Below are 22,937 nucleotides of genomic sequence, written 5' to 3' on the forward strand. Positions count from 1 at the left end.
GATTACCTCTCATCGAAAGCATCTTCGATGGCTGACATCACGGGTTTCGCCGCGTATTCGATCACGCGACGTGAGCCTGTTTTTACATCGGCGGTAAATTCCATGTAAGGTGATAATTTGTATTGAGTGCCTCCTCGCTCAAGAAAATTACGGTCAATTTTAATCTCAGCTAAATAGAATTCTGCATCTTCTTCTTCGTATGATGAACGGCTGATTGAGGCGATGGTTCCCTCAACAAATCCGTATTTTGCAAAGTTATAGGTATCCATTTTTACTTTTACTGCCTGACCAATTTCGACAAATCCCATGTCTTTACGTGGGATCTTCGCTTCACCGTGAAGAGAGTTATTGATCGGTGCGATATCGGCGATACTTTCACCTGGCGGAATCACAGCAGAACGGAAATTGAAATGCAGTTTGTCGACTACACCATCCACCGGAGAGTAGACGACCAGGCGATCAACTTTGTCGGAATGCTGTGGTTGTATGATTTGCTTTAGCTTGAGGTCTTTATTCGCTTGAATGATTTGTGCTTGGTACTCAGAGTTTCGATTCTCAACCAAGTCACGGTGTTGCTTTTCCAGTTTGTCGAGTTGAAAACGTTCATTCATCACAGACTCGTCAAGGTTCTCAATCTCACGAACCATATTCGACTCTTGTACTTTCATGTTAAGAACGTCGACATAAGACGCCATCTCTTCTTTATAGAGGGTGTTTTTGATGTTGAGCTGCTTACGTATCAGAGATAGCTGATTCTCTGAACTTTTGCGGCGCTTTAACATTGAACTGATTAACGAGTTTTTGTGTTTAATATCGTGAGTGATGAGCTCTTCATTTGAACGGTTTTTAGAGAACTCTTGCCTCCACGTGTTCATGTTAACTTGGACTTGCTCAGGGTATTTTTCAATGAAAGCGTCGAAGTTCGGTTCTACCATATCGCGTAAGCTTTCATAACGAATCTTGTCTAGCTCTATTTGAACGATTTCTGTATTGACTGTATCGAGCTGGGTATTGCGGTCGAGTGATCGTATACGAGCAATAGGTTGGCCTTCATAGACAACGTCTCCTTTTCTGACCAATAGCTCTTCTAATATCCCGCCCTCTAGATGTTGAACCTTCTCAACATCCGATTCCAATAGCAGTTCGCCACGTACAGAAACAACAATGTCAATACGAGCTTGTGATGCCACAGCGATAGCAATCAAAGCGAGAAGAAAGATGATGAGTAATGTCTTTTGAACGCTGGTCATAGCACTCGCCAATACGATATTGTCATCCGCAGTGACTTTAGAAGCCTCATGATTGGAAACCAGTGCTTTTCTGAGGTGATGTTCTATTTGGTTATTGCTCATGACGGACCTCGGTTACTAGTCATCTCTTGCGTCCTGAATATTCAACAAGTGGTTGATTTGTTGATTAACGTTGTGCAATTCAGCTTTTATATCCGCTATAAGCTCTTCCGGCGCAGGGAACTCGTGTCTACTCAAGTGTTCCAATTTGGCCATTTGGGGCGGAAGGTCTTGGTCGCAAAGCAACGTTAAGATGGTTTTCAACTTTTTTGAGTAACTGTTGAGTTCATCAAAACGATTACCTTTATGAAGCTCTTCTATATTTAGGGCTGCGTCAGAAAAGTCATTGTAAAAGTCGCCTAATAGCAATTGCAGCCCTTTGTGGTTGTTATCGAGTGAGCGCAACAAACTTGTCATGTCTATCATCATTCCACTGCCTTAATTGCTTTAATCACAATAACTAAGGATCTTTAAAGGCCGTTTTCAAATTTTTTTTGTTTATTTCTCTTTTAAAAGAAATTATGAAAAATGTTGTATAAAAATTTGGTTTTTCAAAATGGTGTCCTTTAATGCTTCTAAATACGATCAGTTAGCTAGTAGCAACGGAGGCTGTAATGGCAGGCGAAAATAACCAAAACAACCAAAATGAAGATCTAAATGACGCGGTAGAACAAACGGACACGAACGACGCGGGTACGCTCTCCCAGCAGCAGAATCAACAAAATCAACAAAATACAATTTCCACAACAATAGCGACAGGTGCTGAAAACACGGATGCAGCAGACGAAGTTAACCAAGCCTTAGACGACAATCCGAGTGGTGCAGGTAGTGCCGAGGATGAGTCGGCGTCTGGTGGTGCTGTGCAGGAGGAAACTCCGGAAAGTGGTAGCGATTCGGATGTTGCCCAATCAAACGTTGTTGATAGTACTGTTTCGGATGCGGGTGATGAGGGGACAGGTGGTAGTGATGGTGGCTCTGGTGCGGGAGCTCAAGCTGTTGGGGGTGATAACACAGAGGCTGCGACAGGTGGCGCAGACGCAGAAGGTAATGAAGAGCAAGGTCAAGCTGTGAGTACATCTGCAGCGCCGAGTGCGACTTCTTCTGAGTTGGGTGACCAACAAGTTGGTGATGAGCTCGATTCACAAACAGTAGAAGAGACATTTGCAGTTGATGTTCAAGCTTCTGACGAAGAGATCATCAGTGAAGTAGAAGATGACTTTGATTCTGAAACGGTAAGTGAAACGTTCAAAATCCAAGTCGAAAGTGAAAACGATGCACCAGAAGCTGAACAAGATCTGGCTTACATCATGGATGAAGATGGTTCCATAACATTCACTCAAGAACAATTACTCGAATACGCAAGTGATGTAGATGGGGATGAACTTGTTGCTTCTAATGTTCAAGTCGGTGCTGATGCAACCGTTCAAGACAATGGTGATGGTACTTTCACCGTTGTTCCTTCAGCTGACTTTAATGGTGAACTTGACCTTACTTTCGACATCAGTGACGGCCAAGAAACGATTAGTAGCGCAATTGATTTAACGGTACGTCCGATTAATGACGCGCCTGTTCCTGAAGATAAAACGTTTGAAATTGAAGAAGATGGCACGCTTATCTTCACCGATGCAGATCTGTTAACCGGTGCTACAGACATTGAAGGCGATAACCTGACGGTTGAAGGTGTGACCTACGATGGTGGCGACGGTATTCTTACTGATAATGGTAATGGTACCTACACCTTCGCTCCGAATGAGAACTTCAATGGCGACGTAAACTTCAGTTTCGATGTATCAGATGGTACCGATACGGTATCAGCGAACATTGATGTGAGCGTTACGGCGGTTGATGATGCGCCAGTGTCAGGTGACCTAGCGTACTCAATCGATGAAGACGGTTCTATCCGTTTAAGCCAAGAGCAATTGCTATCACAAGCATCTGACGTAGAGGGCGATGACCTTACTGCCAGCGGCCTCATGGTTGGTGGTGATGCAACCGTTACTCAAAACGATGACGGCAGCTTCACGATTACGCCAGATGAGAACTTCAATGGCGACATCGATATCAGCTTCGATATCTCTGATGGTACCAATACGGTTCAAGCTTCAGCTGACCTAACCGTTAACCCAGTTAATGACCTGCCAGTACCTCAAGATCAACAGTTCAGCGTTGAAGAAGACGGCACGCTCATATTCACCGATGCAGACCTGTTAACAGGTGCTACGGACATTGAAGGCGACAACCTAACGGTTGAAGGTGTGACCTACGATGGCGGCGACGGTATCCTTACTGACAACGGTAACGGTACGTACACCTTCGCACCAAACGAGAACTTCAATGGCGATGTAAACTTCGGTTTTGATGTATCAGATGGCACCGATACGGTCTCTGCGAACATCGATATGAATGTTACAGCGGTTGATGATGCGCCAGTGTCTGGCGACCTAGCGTACTCAATCGATGAAGACGGTTCGATTCGTCTAAGTCAAGAGCAGTTGCTTTCTCAAGCCTCTGATGTGGAGGGCGATGACCTTACGGCTAGCGGCCTCACGGTTGGTGGTGATGCAACGGTTGTAGCTAACGATGACGGCAGCTTCACCATCACGCCAGATGAGAACTTCAACGGTGACATCGATATCAGCTTTGATATCTCAGATGGCACCAACACCGTTCAAGCATCAGCTGACCTAACCGTTAATCCAGTTAATGACCTGCCAGTCCCTCAAGATCAACAGTTCAGCGTTGAAGAAGACGGCACGCTCATCTTCAACGATGCAGACCTGTTAACAGGTGCTACGGACATTGAAGGCGACAACCTAACGGTTGAAGGTGTGACCTACGATGGCGGCGACGGTATCCTTACTGACAACGGTAACGGTACGTACACCTTCGCACCAAACGAGAACTTCAATGGCGATGTAAACTTCGGTTTTGATGTATCAGATGGCACCGATACGGTCTCTGCGAACATTGATGTGAGCGTTACGGCGGTTGATGATGCGCCAGTGTCAGGTGACCTAGCGTACTCAATCGATGAAGACGGTTCGATTCGTCTAAGTCAAGAGCAGTTGCTTTCTCAAGCCTCTGATGTGGAGGGCGATGACCTTACGGCTAGCGGCCTCACGGTTGGTGGTGATGCAACGGTTGTAGCTAACGATGACGGCAGCTTCACCATCACGCCAGATGAGAACTTCAACGGTGACATCGATATCAGCTTTGATATCTCTGATGGCACCAACACCGTTCAAGCTTCAGCTGACCTAACCGTTAACCCAGTTAATGACCTGCCAGTACCTCAAGATCAACAGTTCAGTATTGCAGAAGACGGTACTTTACTGTTCACAGACGCCGATCTGCTTACAGGCGCGACAGACGTTGAAGGTGATAACCTGACGGTTGAAGGCATTACTTATGAAGGCACTGATGGCGTACTGACTGACTTGGGTGAGGGCTCATACAGCTTTGCTCCAAACGAAAATTTTAATGGTGATGTGAGCTTTAGCTTCGATGTGTCAGACGGTACCGATACCGTGTCTGCAAACATTGATGTGAGCGTGACGCCTGAGAACGATCCGCCAATTGCGGGATCAACGTCCTACACGGTGAATGAAGATAATTCGATTACCATTTCTGATGCACAACTATTGGCAACATCTTCAGATATTGAAGGTGATGTATCGATAGACAGCGTGACTTACTCTGGTAGCGACGGTGTCCTCGAAATCAATGGTAACGGCACTTACACCTTCTCGCCAAACGAGAACTTCAGTGGTGAAATTGCACTGGATGTGGTTGTTGCTGATGAAGATGGTGCGACTGACGCGACGACCGCGGGTATCAATGTTCTTGAAGTGAACGATCCGCCGGTTGCAGGCCCAACGTCTTACACTATTGATGAAGACTCAGTACTGACCTTCAGTGAGTCTCAAGTATTGCTTAATGCCTCAGATGTAGAAGGGGATGTTGAGCTTGTTGGTATTAGCTACGATGGCCCTGATGGTATCTTCTCAGTAAATGGTGATGGCACTTGTAGCTTCGCTCCGAATGAGAACTTTAATGGCCAAGTTCAGCTTGATGTCACCATTCGTGATGAAGACGGTGCAGAGGTTGAAACCGTCATCAATGTTGACGTATTGCCAATCAACGATCCGCCAGTTGCGGGTTCAACCTCGTACATGGTCAACGAAGACAACGCCATCACAATATCTGATGAGCAACTGCTAGCAAACTCTTCTGACGTTGAAGGTGCCGTGTCGGTTGATACTGTGACTTACAGTGGCACTGATGGTGTGTTCCAAGATAACGGCGATGGCAGCTATACCTTCCTTCCTAACGAAAACTTCAGCGGTGATATTAGCCTTGATGTGATTGTTGCCGATGAAGAGGGTTCGATTGATGAAACTACTGCAGGCATCACTGTACTAGAAGTGAATGATCCACCGGTTGCGGGTCCAACGTCATACACCATTGACGAAGATTCGGTTCTGACGTTCAGTGAATCTCAGATTCTTGTGAATGCTTCGGATGTCGAAGGCGATGTAGAGCTCGTTGGCATTAACTACGATGGCTCAGACGGTATCTTCGCTGTAAATGGTGATGGGACATATAGCTTTGCACCCAACGAAAACTTCAATGGTCAGGTGCAATTGGGTGTGACCATTCAAGATGAAGATGGCGCAACAGTTGAAACCGTCATTAACGTTGATGTATTGCCAATCAATGATGCGCCAGTATCGGGCGATTTGGCTTACACCATCAATGAAGATAGCTCCATCACGCTAAGCCAAGAGCAATTGCTAGCACGAGCCGGTGATATCGATAGCGACAACTTAGAAGCCATCAATCTATCTACTGATGAAAATGCGACCATCCAACACAATGATGATGGCAGCTACACCATCACGCCTAACGCAGACTACAACGGTGACCTAGATCTGAACTTCGATATCATCGATAACGATGGTGGTTCAGTTCAAGTTGGCCTAGATATTACCGTGAATCCGGTTAATGACTTGCCGCAAGCGCAAGATCAACAGTTCACGATTGAAGAAGACGGTACGTTACTCTTCACCGATGCTGACCTGCTTGCAGGAGCGTCGGATATTGATGGTGACGAGCTGTCGATTGAAAACGTGCTCTACACAGGTGCAGATGGTGTTCTTAGCGATAATGGCGATGGCACATACAGCTTCGCGCCAAACGAGAACTTCAATGGTGATGTTCAATTCTCGTTCGATGTCTCTGATGGTACTGATTCAACATCCGCTGTTATTGATGTCAGCGTGACGCCAGAGAATGATCCACCGGTTGCAGGTTCAACGGCTTACACGGTTCAAGAAGATGGTCAAATAACCATTAGTGCAGAACAGCTACTGGCGAATTCGTCAGATGTTGAAGGCGATGTTGCACTATCAAGTGTGAGTTATGGCGGTGATGATGGCTCATTCGTTGATAATGGTAATGGCACATTTACCTTTACGCCAAATGAAAACTTCGACGGTGATATCTCACTCGACGTTGTTGTCGTTGACGAAGACGGTGCAACCGCAACCACAACCGCTGGCATTGATGTTATCGCTGTGAATGATCGACCTGAAACGTCTGGCATTCAGGCAGAGGTAGACGAAGATAACGCCATCACGATTACTCAAGAGCAGTTGCTTGCAAACGCAACCGATATTGAAGGTGATGAGTTAACGGCATCTAACCTACAAACCAACGATCCAGATGCGACCATTGTTGCTAATGACGATGGTTCATTCACCATTACGCACACAGAAAACTTCAATGGCGAGTTGGACTTCACATACAACATCAGTGATGGTGAGAATGAAGTTCTGACGACACTCGACTTGACGGTTAACCCTGTCAACGATGCGCCGGAAGCGGGCGATGAAATCTTCATCCAAGCGCAAGAAGACCAAACCGTTGGTGTGACACTTCGTGAAGAGCCAGCACTACGTTTAGATCAAGCGCCAGAAAACGGCATCATTGAAGCGAATGTCAATGACGAATGGGTGGTACTGGAAGTAGGACAAGAAGTTCCTGCCGACACAGAAGTACGTTTTATTCCAAATGATGACGCATTGGCTAACGGAACACACACTACGCAAATCGGTACGTTTGACGACAACGCGAGTGTGGATGATTGGGGTACAGAAGTCGACCCTTATACGCGTGAGTTCTCGGATGGTGACTTAACGGTCACCGTTCAAAGTAACGATGATCCTCTTGGTGCCTGGAATGGTAACACCCATATTGGTCATGGTATTGGTGATACAGACCGCCAAGGTCTAAGTGGTGATGAGAAACTGACCGTTTCCGTTGAAGGTCAAGACATCAATGAAATCAGCTTCCACCTTGATGGTTTGGGTGGCTGGTTCATGGAAGAGTCTCGTCACTTTACTGAAGTGGAAATTCGCGCCTTCAACGATGATGGTGAGTTAATCGATTCGATGACTTACCACAAAGAAGACCGTAACAATTACGAGACGGACTATACGCTTACAGTAAATGAGCCGGTGTCTTATTTTGAACTTGGTACCGTGCAAGGTAATGGTACTTACGTCGTTCAAAACATGACAGTGTCACAAACTTGTCCTGATGAAGCGGTGTTTACATCGATTGGTGTGGATGGTTCCGAGATCACCGAAACGGTTGAGTTGAACATCCATGCGGGTGACAACGAAATCGAGCTAACGGCTGAACTTCCGAATATTACTGTTGATACCGAAGGTTCTGCCCAGTTTGCTTCGGTTGTGATTACTGAAGAGCAATTATTGGCGCAAGCATCGGATATTGATGGTGATGACCTCGATATTCAAAATCTCGAGCTAGTGGGTGAAAACTCAGAGCATGCAACACTCACCGATAATGGTGATGGTACTTGGACGGTAACACCGAATGAAAACTTCCATGGTGAAATCGAACTCGGTTACCAAGTTACCGATGGTGAGCTGACAGACAGCAACATCATCAACATCAACTTCGAATCGGTGAACGATGCGCCAATCGTTTCTGGGCCGATTGTTCTATCGACAGACGAAGATGAAGGCATCACGTTCAGTGCGGATGACTTGTTAGCGAACACCACAGATGTGGAAGGCGATACGCTGTCTATTTCTGACATCACTTACGGTGGTGACAACGGTGAGCTGGTTGATAACGGTGACGGTACATTTACCTTCATGCCGAATGAAAACTTCAATGGTGAAATCGACATCGACTACAAGGTGTTTGATGGTACTGATGAAGTTGCAACGCATCTAGACCTAACGGTTGTCCCGGTCAATGATGTGCCGGTTCCGGGTGAACCACTACACACCCAAATGCTTGAAAACGGCTCGATGATCATCGAAGCGAAAGACTTATTGTCTGGTGCGACCGATGTTGATGGTGACATTCTTCATGTCGAAAACCTATTACTTGCAGACCAAACGCAAGGTACCTTAACGGATAACGGTGATAATACCTTTACCTTCGAACCTGCAGAAGACTTCTATGGCGAAGTGAATCTGACTTTCGATATCAGTGACGGGCAAGCAAGCGCGCCAAGTACTGCAAGAGTCGACGTTGAAATTGTCAATGAAGGCCCAGAGGTGAGTGGTCCAATTGAAGCCGCTGTTGATGAAGATGGTTCAATCACTATCACTCAAGAGGATCTATTAGCGAATGCAACTGATGTTGATGGCGATAACCTTGAAGCGGTTAACTTTGCGACCAACGATCCAAATGCGGTTGTTGTAGAAAACCCAGACGGTAGCTTCACGATTACACCAAGTGCAGATTTCTTTGGTGAAATTGAATTTACTTACGATGTCACTGACGCAATCGAAACTGTTGCCGCTGACCTCAACCTAACCGTAAATCCAATCAATGATGCGCCAGACGTGCCTGACATGTCTTTCACTACGGAAGATGGTCAAGCGATTACGATTACCGAAGCTGAGTTACTGGCACACGCGACAGACGTTGAAGGTGATGAACTGTCAGTTGTCAATGTGACGAGCGCAAGCGACACGGTAGAAGTCACAGACAATGGCGACGGAACATACACATTAACACCAGAGCAAGGCTTCTTTGGTAATGTTGACTTAGCGTTTGATGTGAGCGATGGCACGGATGTGGTTGCCGCAAACATCGACTTAAACGTTGAGTTCGTCAACGATGCACCAGAAGCGACGCCAATGGTGGCAGATGTCGACGAAGATGGTTCAATCCTCGTTACCCAAGAAATGCTGCTGGAGAACGCGAGCGACCAAGATGGTGATGAGCTGTTTGCTACATCGCTTGAAACCAATGATCCGAACGCCAGCATTGTCGACAACGGTGATGGCACGTATACAGTGACTCCTTCTGAAAACTTCAACGGTGATATTGCATTCACTTATGAGGTGAGTGACGGTGAGCTGAGCACGTATAATGACATGACGTTGACCGTTAATCCGGTGAATGACATACCAATTGTTGCTCCAAGCCTGTACCACATTGAAGAGGATGGCAGCATCCTGTTCACTCAAGAAGATCTGTTGAGTGGTGCGATTGATATTGATGGCGACGACCTAAGCGTTACTAGCATCAATTATTCTGGCGATGAAGGCACAGTCACCGACAATGGTGACGGCACGTTCAGCTTCGTTCCGGAAGAGCATTTCAGTGGTGACCTACAGTTCAGCTTTACCGTGACAGACGGTACAGATGAAGTTGAGCAAGACCTCAATGTTCACATTGAAGCGGTCGCAGATGCTCCGGATCTTGTGATTACCGATGGTGATGGTGTTAACGTCGACGACCAGGCGATTTTGGTTGAGCCAGGCGGTATTGTTGAACTGAACATTGCGGCGGCACTTGTCGACCAAGACTTGTCTGAAACACTCACTGTAACGGTAGATGGTGTGCCAGAAGGCTCGGTTATTCAATACGATAACGAAGGCGTTCTGAATGACCAAGAAAACGGTATCACCAGTTACAACGATACTGAAATCACAGTAACGTTTGAAGGCGAAACCGCAGGCTACCAAAACGCAGCCGGTTACTACAAAGTTGATGAAGATGGAAACATCACAGGTGTTGAAGTTGTTTACGAAAACGCATCACAAGTTGGGGGTGGCGGTGACCTTGTCCCTGGGCAAGATCAGTTCAGCTTCCAAGTTGAAGAAGGTGAAAGTTTCAATCTGTTCTTGATTCCAAACGGACATCAGCACAACGACTTTGATGCGATGCAAGACGGTCAGTACGAGTTCCGTGCTGAGGATGGTTCGCCTGCGAACATGGATACGGTTGATCCTCAACTTGTCTTTGTGGCTGCTGATGGGACCGAGACCGTAATTCAAGGCCAGAATGGTGACGCGATCTTCCATGGTGGTTCAAGCTCTCAGCTAAACCAAGATGGTATCGAACATACTCGTACTACGGTGAATGAAGACGGCGATCTGGTTTACGGATTTGAAGATTTGTATGGCGGCGGTGATGCTGACTATTCTGACTTCAACTTCACAATCGATGTCGGTGAAGTAAACAGCCAAATCTACAGCGGTGAAGTGACGGTTGGCCCTGATGGTACGGTGAACTTACCAACAACGGCAATCGAAAATGCGCTGCAAATCCAGCTGCCAGAAGACTTCAATGAGCAGCTTGAAGTTCATGTAACCGCAACTGCGACAGAGTTATCGAATGATGATTCTGAAACGGTCTCTCAAACCATCTACATTAACGCGACAGGCGCGCACATTGAGCACGCACCTGAAGCACTTCCGGTTTCTGCAACGGTTGAAGAAGATGGTTCGATCATCATTACGCAAGAAGATCTATTGGCTAATGCGCGTGATTTAGATGGCGATCAGCTAACGGCTCTGAATTTAGCAACCGATGATGAGAGCGTTACGATTACCGATAACGGTGATGGTACGTACACATTAACGCCAGATGCTGACTTCAATGGCGATGTTAGCTTTACGTTTGATGTGTCAGATGGTGATGATGTTGTCTCTACCAACCTTGAGTTAACGGTTTCACCAGTGAACGATGGTCCAGAAGCACAAGACCAGATATTCACAGTCGGCGAAGATGGCGTGTTAACTTTCAATGACCAAGACCTATTAACAGGTGCGACGGACATTGAGGGAGACGACCTAAGTGTTGAAGGTGTAACGTACACTGGCACTGACGGTGTCCTAACTGATAATGGCGATGGCACATACAGCTTCGCACCAAACGAGAACTTCAATGGCGATGTGAACTTCTCGTTCAATGTATCAGATGGTACCGATACAGTAACCGCTAACATTGATGTGAGCGTGACGCCAGAGAATGATCCACCGGTTGCGGGTAGCACGTCTTACACGGTTAATGAAGACAACTCTATTACGATCAGTAACGAACAATTGCTAGCGAACGCTTCGGATATCGAAGGTGAAGTGGCGATTGATAGCGTGACTTACAGTGGTAGTGATGGTGTTCTAGAAATCAACGGTGACGGCACATATACCTTCTCTCCAAACGAGAACTTCAATGGCGAAGTTAGCCTTGATGTGGTTGTTGTGGATGAAGACGATGCCGCCGTATCGACGACTGCGGGCATTACGGTTCTAGAAGTGAACGATCCACCGGTTGCAGGTGGCACGTCTTACACAGTGCATGAAGACAACTCAATCACCATCAGTAACGAACAGCTATTAGCCAACTCTTCGGATATTGAAGGTGAGGTTGCGATTGATAGCGTGACTTACAGTGGTAGTGATGGTGTTCTAGAAATCAACGGTGACGGCACATATACTTTCTCTCCAAACGAGAACTTCAATGGCGAAGTTAGCCTTGATGTTGTCGTTACTGATGAAGAGGGCGCAACTGAAGCGACCACCGCGGGTATTACTGTACTTGAGGTGAACGATCCACCAATCGCAGGCTCAACCAGCTACTCAGTCAACGAAGACGAAGTTATCACCATCAGTTCAGAGCAACTGTTGGCGAACGCTTCTGATATCGAAGGTGAAGTGGCGATTGATAGCGTTAACTACACCGGTTCAGACGGTATCTTTACCGACAATGGTGACGGCACATTCAGCTTCGCACCAAACGCGAACTTCGATGGCGATGTCAGCCTTGATGTTGTCGTTACTGATGAAGATGGCGCAACCGTAGCGACCAACGCAAGCATCGATGTTCTGCCTGTTAACGACGCTCCGGTATCGGGCGACTTGGCGTACAGCGTGGACGAAGATGGTTTAATTACCTTGAGCCAAGAGCAATTACTTGCTCAAGCGAGTGATGTTGACGGCGATGACTTAACAGCGGCTAACCTAACCGCTAGTGGTGATGCGACAGTTACAGCAAACGATGATGGTAGTTTCACTATCACGCCAGATGCTAACTTCAATGGCGACATTGATTTGAACTTCGACATTACCGATGGCGATGCGACGCTTCAAGCAACGGCTGATCTAACGGTTAACCCAGTTAATGACTTGCCAACAGTCGGTGAGCCACAATTTGTGACTCAAGAAGATACCAGCTTTACCTTCACACAAGAGCAACTTCTGCAAAATGCAGGCGACATTGATGGCGATAACCTATCGGTTGAAAATGTCGCTTCAGATAGCGGGACTTTGGTTGATAACGGCGACGGCACTTACACATTCGCACCGAATGAAAACTTCGACGGCAATGTGAATGTGACGTTCGACGTGAATGACGGTACCGCGACAGTACCAGCAGAAGCGACCATTGATGTTCAATCTGTGGTTGATATGCCAGAGCTGTCGATTGCTTCTGACCTAGTGATTGCTTCAGACAACTTCGAGTCTGGCTCAAACGGTTGGAATACTGGTACTGAAAGCTCACAAGGCTTCGAATCTGGTGACATGCTAGGTCGTATTGGTGGCACTGGTGGCGAGGAGGCCGTTAGCAAAACTTACGATATCCCAAGTGATGTGAGCGAAGTTAATATCTCGTTCAACTTCTACGAAATTGACTCTTGGGATGGTGAGTCGTTGCAAATCTTTGTCGGCGGCGAACAGCTTACCTCGTTAGATAACTCGGCGTTCCAAACTCAAGACGGCACGACAACGTTGTACGATTCAGCGGGCAATGAAGTCGGTGAAGTCGTTCACGGCGTATCGCAAGGTGAAGGTTTCAGTGGTTGGAATGACCAAGCACACCAAATCAACCTAACGGTACCCGTTGAAGACGGCCAACTTGAATTAGGCTTTGGTTCAACATTGAATCAAGAGGTTAGTGACGAGTCGTTTGGTATCGACAACATAGAAATTACCGTATCTGACGCGGACTACCAAATCATTGGTACTGAAGATACACCTGTACCACTTGATATTGATGCCGCTCTAACCGATACCGATGGCTCAGAAAACCTCGCTATCTTGATTGAAGATGTGCCAGAAGGCAGCTCACTTTCTGCAGGTACTGATAACGGTGATGGCACTTGGTCATTGCAACCTGACGAGCTAGAAGGGCTAGAGTTTATCCCTTCAGGTGACTTCAATGGTGATGTGGTTCTAACCGTGAATGCGACATCGACTGATGTTGATACGGGCACCACCGCAACGGCAACCCAAGATGTGACGATTCATATCTCGCCAGCGAACGATGCTCCAGAAGTTGATGGTGACATCAGTGCTGTGACAGCCGAAGATAACAGCATCACGCTAACGCAAGAACAACTGCTAGAGCACGCTGTCGACATTGATGGTGATGACCTATCAGCAATCAACCTAACCACCAATGATGAAAATGCGACCGTTCAAATGAACGACGATGGCAGTTTCACCATTACACCGAGTGAAAACTTCAACGGTAATATCGAATTTAGTTACGATGTAACCGATGGAGAAGATAGGGTTGCTGCTGGCCTAGACTTGACGGTAAAACCTGTCAATGATGCGCCAGAGCCACAAGACCAAGCATTCACTATTGGTGAAGATGGGGTTCTTAACTTCACTGACGCTGACCTGTTAACGGGAGCAACGGATGTAGAAGGTGATGACCTAACAGTCGAAGGTGTGACATACACGGGTGCTGATGGTGTGCTTACCGACAATGGTGACGGAAGCTACAGCTTTGCGCCAAACGAGAACTTCAATGGTGATGTGAACTTCAGCTTTGATGTGTCAGATGGCACGGATACCGTTCAAGCCAACATTGATGTGAGCGTGACGCCTGAGAACGACCCACCAGTGGCGGGTAGCACGTCTTACACTGTGCATGAAGACAACTCAATCACGATCAGTAACGAACAGCTATTAGCCAACTCTTCAGATATTGAAGGTGAGGTTGCGATTGATAGCGTGACTTACACTGGCAGTGACGGTGTGTTCGAAGACAACGGTGACGGCACTTACACCTTCTCGCCAAACGAGAACTTCAATGGTGATGTGAGCTTAGCGGTTGTTGTTACCGATGAAGAAGGGGCAACAGAAGCGACTACAGCGGGAATCACTGTACTTGAGGTGAACGATCCGCCAATCGCAGGCTCAACCAGCTACTCAGTCAACGAAGATGAAGTTATCACCATCAGTGCAGAGCAACTGTTGGCGAACTCTTCGGATATTGAAGGCGAAGTGGCGATTGATAGCGTTACTTACACAGGCGCTGACGGTATCTTTACTGACAACGGTAACGGCACATTCAGCTTTGCACCGAACGCAAACTTCGATGGCGATGTTAGCCTAGATGTCGTGGTGACAGATGAAGAAGGTGCGACAGTAGCCACCAGTGCAAGTATTGATGTTCTTCCAATCAATGATCCACCGGTATCGGGCGACTTGGCTTACAGCATTGATGAAGATGGTTCGATTACTCTGACTCAAGAGCAATTGCTATCTCAAGCATCGGATGTGGATGGTGATGATCTGACCGCAAGCAACTTAAGCGCAGGCGATAATGCGACCGTTGTTGATAATGGCGATGGCACCTTTACGGTAACGCCAGATGCGAACTTCAACGGCGACATCGACCTAAGCTTCGATATTTCCGACGGCACTGCGTCGATTGTGGCGAACGCCGATCTGACGGTAAACCCAGTCAATGACTTACCAACGACATCTGATGTTTACGCGAACGTTGATGAAGACAACGTCATCACTATCACGCAGGAACAGCTACTTGCGAATGCCGCTGATATTGAGGGCGATGACCTTGTCGCATCCGACTTAACCTTAGTGGGTGACGATGCAACGATTGTCGATAATGGGGATGGCACGTTCTCAATCACTCCAAGCGAAAACTTTAATGGCTACATTGATGTTGCCTACAGCATCAGCGATGGCGACACTCCAATTGCCGCTAACTTAGGCTTAACCGTTGACCCAGTTAACGACGCACCAATTGTTTCTGCTGATGTGGCGATAACCATTGAAGAAGATGGTTCATACACCATTACTCAAGAAGAGCTCCTACAATTCGCGACTGACATCGAAGACGATGACATGACCGCAATTATTGGAGAGCAGGGCGATGAAACAACCGTAACCGGTACAGTGTTGGATGCTGAAACCAGTAATCCAGTGTCTGGTGCGGAAGTCACCTTGACCGACAGTGCTGGCAATAGCTACACCACAGTAACGGATGATTCAGGAAACTACTCTGTTGCAGGTTCAGTCGTTGACCAAGGTACGGTAACCATTGAGCAAGATGGTTCAATTACCAGTAGCTTCCTTGTCCCTGCGGGCGAAGATGTGAATGGTGGCGTAACCGCTATATCGGAAGTACTTGAGGAAACCGATATGCGTATCGTGGTGACTTGGGGTGAAAACCCTCGAGATATGGATAACCACTTATGGCTATACGATACAGAGAATGGCAATGAGCTAGACCATATTAACTACCGCGACATGAGCCACGATTTGGGCGAAGGTAATGTCGTTCAGCAAGATGTTGATGACACCAATGGTGGCGGTCCTGAAACCATCACCATTCCAAACTACCAAGACGCTGACATGCACTATTCAGTACACAACTACACCGACAGAAGTTGGGATGTAGAGGGTGTTGAAGATGTACGAGTTCAAGTGTTTGTAGGCGATACATTGGTTGAAACCTTCAGCCCAGATTTATCTGATAACCCATCAGGTGACCACTGGCATGTATTCGATCTCGTGAATGGCATCATTGTCCCGAGCCAAGATGTCGGCACTCAAAACGCGTTTGATTTGCCAACGGCAGAAGAAGCGTTAGCGAATGAAAATGGCATTGATATCTCTGAATTGCTAACCGGCGATGAAGGTGATGACTCTGGTGATACGGGGGGTAACGAACCAAGTGTTGGAGACATCTCAATTGAGAACGCGCTTATCATTGACAATGGTGATGGTACTTACACCATTACACCGGAAGAGAACTTCAATGGTGAATTCTCGATTAGTTACAACGTGGACGATGGTAACGGTGGGGTTACTCCAGCGGAACTGGATGTGACCGTAACAGCAGTTAACGACCTTTCTGTTATTTACGACCACAACTACACCATTAATGAAGATGGTTCGTTGACCTTTACTGATGAACAGCTATTGGCTGGTGCAACGGATATTGACGGCGATGACCTTTCTGTCGAGTCGGTTAACTACGAAGGCACAGACGGTGTGTTCACGGATAATGGCGATGGTACATACACCTTTGCGCCAAACGAGAACTTCAATGGCAATGTCGACCTAACTTACAATGTGAGTGATGGTACTGATGTTGTATCGGCGAATATTGATGTTCAAGTTGTTCCAATCAATGACGTACCGGTAGCGGGTGCTACAACTTACAGCGTTGAAGAAGATGGCAGTATCACCCTAAGCGATGCACAACTTCTGGCGAATAGCTCGGATGTTGAAGGGGAAGTGTTTGTCAGCAATGTAAGCTACAGCGGCACTGATGGTGTATTCACTGATAATGGTGATGGTACTTACACCTTTGCGCCAAACGAAAACTTTAACGGTGACATCAGTCTTGATGTTTCTGTTATGGATGAAGATGGCGCAACCGCTGAAACAACCGCAGGTATCGACGTCATTGCTGTTAATGACTTGCCAGTTGCAGGTTCAACGACCTACAGCGTTGACGAAGATAACGTGATTACCATCAATGAAGCGCAGCTTCTTGCGAACAGCTCAGATATTGAAGGTGATGTATCCGTTAGCGACGTTTCCTACTCAGGCGCAGACGGTATCTTCACTGACAATGGTGATGGTACTTACAGCTTCGCACCAAATGAAAACTTCAACGGTAATGTCAGCTTAGATGTAACCGTTGCTGATGAAGACGGTGCAACCGCTCAAACGACTGCGGGAATAGATGTTATCGCAGTCAACGATGCACCAGTATCGGGTGACTTGGCTTACTCAGTGGATGAAGATGGTTCAATCACGCTAAGCCAAGAGCAACTGCTGGCTCAAGCATCGGATGTGGACGGCGATGATCTTATCGCTGCCAACCTGACCGCGGGTGATAACGCGACCGTTACGGCAAACGATGATGGTTCATTCACCATTACCCCAGATGCTGACTTCAACGGCGACATAGACCTAAGCTTCGATGTTTCAGACGGTATCGAGACAGTTCAAGCCGGCGTAGACCTAACCGTTAATCCAGTGAATGACATCGCGGTGGTAGAAGATGTCGCTTACACCATTGAAGAAGACGGTTCATTGACCTTTACAGACGAGCAACTGCTAGCGGGTGCTTCTGATATTGATGGTGATGAGCTTTCAGTTACCGATGTGTCTTACACGGGTGCAGAGGGTGTGTTCACCGACAATGGCGATGGCACTTACATCTTTGCACCGAACGAGAACTTCAATGGTGACGTAAGTCTGGACTTCTCAGTATCTGACGGCACTGAGACAGTCGATGCCAATATTGGTGTGACGGTAACGGATGTTAACGACGCACCAGTGGCAGGCGCAACGTCTTACCAAATGAACGAAGATGGCACCATCACAATCAGCCCTGAGCAGTTAATTGCTAATAGTTCTGACGTTGATGGTGAAGTGTCGCTTGAAAGCGTGACTTACTCAGGCTCTGACGGCACCTTGGTTCAAAACGATAATGGATCTGTGACCTTCACGCCAAACGAGAACTTTAATGGTGATATCAGCCTAGATGTGGTTGTGACCGATGATGACGGTTCGACTGCAACAACAACGGCAGGTATCCAAGTTCTGGCTGTCAACGATGGACCTGAATCTGAGGATGTGAAACTAACCACAGCCGAAGACAGCACCATCCTTATCACACAAGACATGTTGTTAGCTCAAGCGACCGACATCGATAACACCGCCGACGAGCTGTCAGCTTCGGGTCTACAAATCGACCCTAGCTTGGGTGAGTTGCTAGATAACGAAGACGGTACTTGGTCATTTACGCCTAACGAAAACTTTAATGGCGATGTGCCAATGACGTTTAACGTTAGCGATGGCCAAGAGACTATTGTAGTCGACGGCAACATCGATGTTACGCCAGTGAATGATGCACCTGAAGCGCCAACCATTGAAATGCAAGGCGAAGAAGATGTGGTCATGGTGATTGACCCAGCTTACATCGCGGGTCAAGTCACAGACCTTGATGGCGACGAGATCAGCATCGAGAGCATCACAGTACGAGCACCAGCGAACGCGACCTTAACTCAGCAACCAGACGGCATGTATCACTTAGTGACGACGCAAGACTTCAATGGCTTGGTAGAACTGGGTTATCAAGCGACTGACGGTGAAGAAGTGGTTGATGGCTCGCTGAATGTGGATGTCATTCCTGTTAACGACGCACCGTTTAACGTCGGCAACGCAATGATGACCACAAACGAAGATGGCGCGTTCACCTTTGATGCTGGCGACTTGATGAACTTGTTTGGTGACATTGATACCGCTGACCTTGTGGTTTCTCGCATTATCACCGCAGACGGTGAAGATGGTGGCGAAGTAACGGACAACGGTGATGGAACTTGGACATTCACGCCAACAGGCGACTTCTCAGGTGTTTCTGACCTACAAGTTGTCGTGAGTGACGGTGAGTTTGAAACGGTTCTTGATGTTCCTGTGTTCGTACGTCCTGTCGCAGATGGTGCGGTTATTTCAACTGACCATGACGGTCCATTAGTGTTCGGTGAAGATGAAACCGGTCATTTAGGACTGAACGTTGGCTTAGTCGATGATTCAGAAACACTGAGTAACTTGGTGATGACAGGTTTCCCTGTTGGATTCGAGGTAACCGATGGTGTGAATACTGTGATGATCACCGAACCGGGTCAATACATCGACCTGTTCGATTGGGATATCTCAAACATTCAAATGACGCCGCCTGAGAACTTCCATGGTGAGTTCTTCGTAACTGTAAGCGCAACAACGATTGATTACGGAGATGAGCCGGAAGCGTTTGAAGATGGCATCGATACGGGTGATTTCGAAACTGTCGCGGGTGATGCCATCATCCTAACAGCAGACGACCTAATCGGATTGGCTGAGAATGTGGATGCAGGCAGCGATGATGAAGTGAAACTGGTTCATCTTGCTGACCGCAGCCAAGGTGAGATTGTCGATAATGGCGATGGCACTTGGACCTTCACACCCGCTCCTGGCTTTACGGGTGAAGCAGACATCGCTTACGTGGTGGATAAAGATGGCGTACTTCATGATGAGCAAACAGGCGTCGTCGTCAAAGAAGGCGACTCACAAGAGAATGCAGCACCAGAAGTTAACAGCATTACGACGACGGAAATCGCAGCGGATGCCACCTTGTCGTTCTCCGATGAAGACATGTTAGCGAACCTGAGCGATGCAGAAGGCGATAGCATGAGCATTGAGTCAGTAAGCTTGATGGAAGGTCAGGGCGTCATTGAAAGCGATAACCAAGGTCACTATCAATTCACACCTGCTGAAGACTACACCGGCGATGTTCAAATTGGGTTTATCGCGACCGATGGCGAAAATCGCATCGAAAGCTTCTTCAATGTGGATATCCAAAGTGGCGATGAAGCAGCGGCGAGCGAAGGTTATACCTTAGCTGATGATGGTTCACTAACTATAACGGATGCACAGCTAGTGGATGAGTTAGGTGTGAGTGATTCTGCACAAGTTGTTGATGTTGCAGACGCGAACGATGCTGGCTTCTTTGCCGAATCAGGTGAAGGTGAGTGGACTTACTGGCCGAACGAAGACTTCGATGGCAATTTAGCGATGAATGTTGAAGTCAACAACGGCGGTGAAGTATCAAGTCACAGCGTAAGCATCCAAGTAGCCGATGTTTCAGTACAAGGTGATGAACCACAAGTCCAAGCTGTTCAAGCAACAGAAGAGCAACAAGTGCAAGTGGCTCAACAAGCTGATGACCACGCTCAAGAGACAGAAACGGTTATGGAAGACAGCCCAGCAGATATCACAGCAGCACCGGGTGATACCATCTCTATCTCGATTCCAGATGAGGTGAGTGGTAACGAATCGGTTGATTACGTTGATATGTCTGGCTTACCTGAGGGTGCGACGGTGAGCAACGCGCTGGATAACGGTGATGGTAGCTTCACAATCAGTGGCAACCTAGAGCAGCCAGTATCCGTTGAACTTCCAGAAGGGTACCAAGGTACGAGCGAGATCCAATTCCAAGGTTACGACGAACTGGGTAGCTCAATAGACGGTGCTAGCGGTTCTGTTGATGTTGAGGTCGATGATCAATACACCATGCAAGGTTCTACGCAAGAGCAGCAACCAGACATGGCGGGTATGGAATCTGGTGGCAGCGACTGGACAAGTTCAGGTGGTCAAGATCAAGGTGTTGACTTCACGGACGACTCTGGAAGCTTCGATTCAGATTCTCAAACTGGAACCGATCAAGGCAACGACTTCGACCAAAGCTCGATTTAATCGAGATGGCTTGGTTTTAGTCTGAACCGACATTTAGTTTAAACCAACAAGTAGATAGGGCAGCGTAACGTTGCCCTGAGCAAAGCCATGTAGAGTGACCTTTGCATGGCTTTGTTATTTGTCGCTGAGATTCATTCTTTGGCTTCAAAAAACTTGAGAATCCACAAGAATGTTCTTAGTTACTATAAGAGAGAGTTAAAAGGGAGTGAGGGCATGTATCGTTATGTCAGTTCACCGCTAGCGTCAAAGTACATCGTGCCACCGCCTCAACATCGAGCGTTGTCGAGTGTGGATGTGCCTGAGTCTGAATTGGAGATGCGAGAAATATTGAATAATTGGTTTGTCGATGGTTTAGCGCCCATTATTGAAAATGAAGATGACGACATCTCTGCGAGCGATTACGTTCGATTTGAAAAGCTTAGCCGCACGGTTGGGATGCTGTTGAGAAACAAAGATTATTATTTTGCGGCGAAACGTATTTTATCGGTGTGGGAACAAGATTGCCTTGAAACCACTTATATTCATTACCTCATTTTACGCAGTGAGCGAATCACTTCTCTAAGGTAAGTTAATGATTTGGCACTTGCCATTAGCTATTAGCGACTTAGGGTTCGTGTGCTTAAGATCTTTTTGTTTTTCTAGCGAATGAGGCAAACAAAAAGGGCAAGCTTTGAGGCTCACCCTAAGGTTCTTTCTTTTACTTAACGTTGTTTTTTTACTTACGTTGCTGTTTTGGCTTAACGTTATTTTCACCTAATTTTCAACAGGGTTGTGATTTACACCCAGCCATCAAATTTGAGTCGTTTTTGAATTCTCTCGACCGCCTCTCTTTGCATCTGTCTAACCCGCTCGTTAGAAACATTCACATCCAACATTTGTCCGACCTCAGACAGTGTTTTCACGTTGTTATCAAAGAAACCAAAACGGTGGATTAACACCTTTTGCAATTTTGGTGGAAGCGTATTGATGATTTCTTCTAAAGCTAGAGTAAAAGATTTATCCTCACAATCTTGTTGAGGAGTTGGGATGTATTCACTTTCGCATTGATCAAGCACCATGGGGGCTTGGCTAGTTCCAACCGTTGTCGTTACGTCAATAAATCCGCTTAACGCCACCAGTTGATCGATGCGTTCGGCCTTAACACCAGAACGCTCTGAGAGTTCTGAAATAGAAATCTCTTTGCTCATTTTCTTATTTGCATCAAGTTTCTTTGAGGCGAGGCTGTTTATTTCTTTACACACGTGAGCTGGTAATCGAACGGTACGTCCTGTGTTCATCAGTGCCGCTTCAATGTTTTCGCGGATCCACCATACGGCATAGGTTGAAAAACGATAACCGGGTTCAGGGTCGTATTTGTCGATGGCCTTGATCAAGCCGATATTACCCTCCTCGATCAGATCGAGCAGAGTGAAATTATGGCCTTTACGTTTTAGGTAACTCTTTGCGATTTTCACAACAAGGCGCAGGTTTGATTCGATCATGACATCACGCGCTTTTTTATCACCTGCGCGATTCAATTTTGCGTAATATACTTCATCTTCACGCGATAGTAGATCGATGCCTACGATATCCTTCAGATAGTGAGCATAAGGCTCTGCAGTAGTCGAAAATGAGTTGTTAATAGGGTTGTCATCCGTGAGCTCCTGAAACGCAGTAAAGCTATCGTTGTTCATTTCCTTGTCCTTATCTAGCCGACTGAACATTTCGCTATAGCGCTATGCTATTAAGTGATTAACACTTGGTTTCATTATAGTGTAGATAACAGTTTCTTCTTTACCAATAAATAAATTGCAATCTTGTATCT

Annotated in this window: 5 protein-coding genes and 1 pseudogene; 3 read left to right on the plus strand and 3 right to left on the minus strand. The window is 46.9% G+C overall.

Annotated elements, in window-relative coordinates; all coding sequences use genetic code 11:
- Positions 1–2 precede the first annotated feature (2 nt).
- Both OCU36_RS18240 and OCU36_RS18245 read right to left on the minus strand, forming a co-directional pair.
- Complete coding sequence (locus tag OCU36_RS18240; RefSeq protein ID WP_261839920.1) at positions 3–1,352, minus strand: HlyD family type I secretion periplasmic adaptor subunit; 1,350 nt, start codon at positions 1,350–1,352, stop codon at positions 3–5.
- 15 nt (positions 1,353–1,367) lie between these two features.
- A complete protein-coding gene (locus OCU36_RS18245; protein ID WP_261839921.1) occupies positions 1,368–1,718 on the minus strand; it encodes a hypothetical protein in 351 nt (116 codons plus the stop codon).
- A 185-nt stretch (positions 1,719–1,903) separates the two neighbouring features.
- Between OCU36_RS18245 and OCU36_RS20180 the strand changes: the two are divergent.
- The 3 genes and pseudogenes from OCU36_RS20180 to OCU36_RS18255 all read left to right on the plus strand — a co-directional run.
- Positions 1,904–3,388 (plus strand): annotated as a pseudogene (locus OCU36_RS20180) (cadherin-like domain-containing protein); the annotation flags it as partial.
- 36 nt (positions 3,389–3,424) lie between these two features.
- Positions 3,425–21,133 carry a tandem-95 repeat protein gene (locus OCU36_RS18250; protein WP_449361579.1) on the plus strand — a complete coding sequence of 5,903 codons (17,709 nt, stop codon included), beginning with the start codon at positions 3,425–3,427 and terminating at the stop codon, positions 21,131–21,133.
- A gap of 213 nt (positions 21,134–21,346) precedes the next feature.
- Positions 21,347–21,700, plus strand: a complete 354-nt coding sequence (locus OCU36_RS18255) for a hypothetical protein (RefSeq protein ID WP_261839923.1) — start codon at positions 21,347–21,349, stop codon at positions 21,698–21,700.
- Positions 21,701–21,909: 209 nt separating this feature from the next.
- Here the strand turns inward: OCU36_RS18255 and OCU36_RS18260 are convergent, their stop codons facing one another.
- Positions 21,910–22,806: a sigma-70 family RNA polymerase sigma factor gene (locus OCU36_RS18260; RefSeq protein WP_261839924.1), complete on the minus strand. Its 897-nt coding sequence runs from the start codon at positions 22,804–22,806 to the stop codon at positions 21,910–21,912.
- Positions 22,807–22,937: the final 131 nt, after the last annotated feature.

It is taken from the genome of Vibrio artabrorum, from assembly GCF_024347295.1.
In the GTDB taxonomy this organism is placed as follows: Bacteria; Pseudomonadota; Gammaproteobacteria; order Enterobacterales; family Vibrionaceae; genus Vibrio; species Vibrio artabrorum.

Excerpts from the sequence above, each read along its gene's own strand:
- OCU36_RS18240 (WP_261839920.1), bottom strand. The coding sequence starts at position 1,352 with ATGAGCAATAACCAAATAGAACATCACCTCAGAAAAGCACTGGTTTCC.
- OCU36_RS18245 (WP_261839921.1), bottom strand. The coding sequence starts at position 1,718 with ATGATGATAGACATGACAAGTTTGTTGCGCTCACTCGATAACAACCAC.
- OCU36_RS18255 (WP_261839923.1), top strand. The coding sequence starts at position 21,347 with ATGTATCGTTATGTCAGTTCACCGCTAGCGTCAAAGTACATCGTGCCA.
- OCU36_RS18260 (WP_261839924.1), bottom strand. The coding sequence starts at position 22,806 with ATGAACAACGATAGCTTTACTGCGTTTCAGGAGCTCACGGATGACAAC.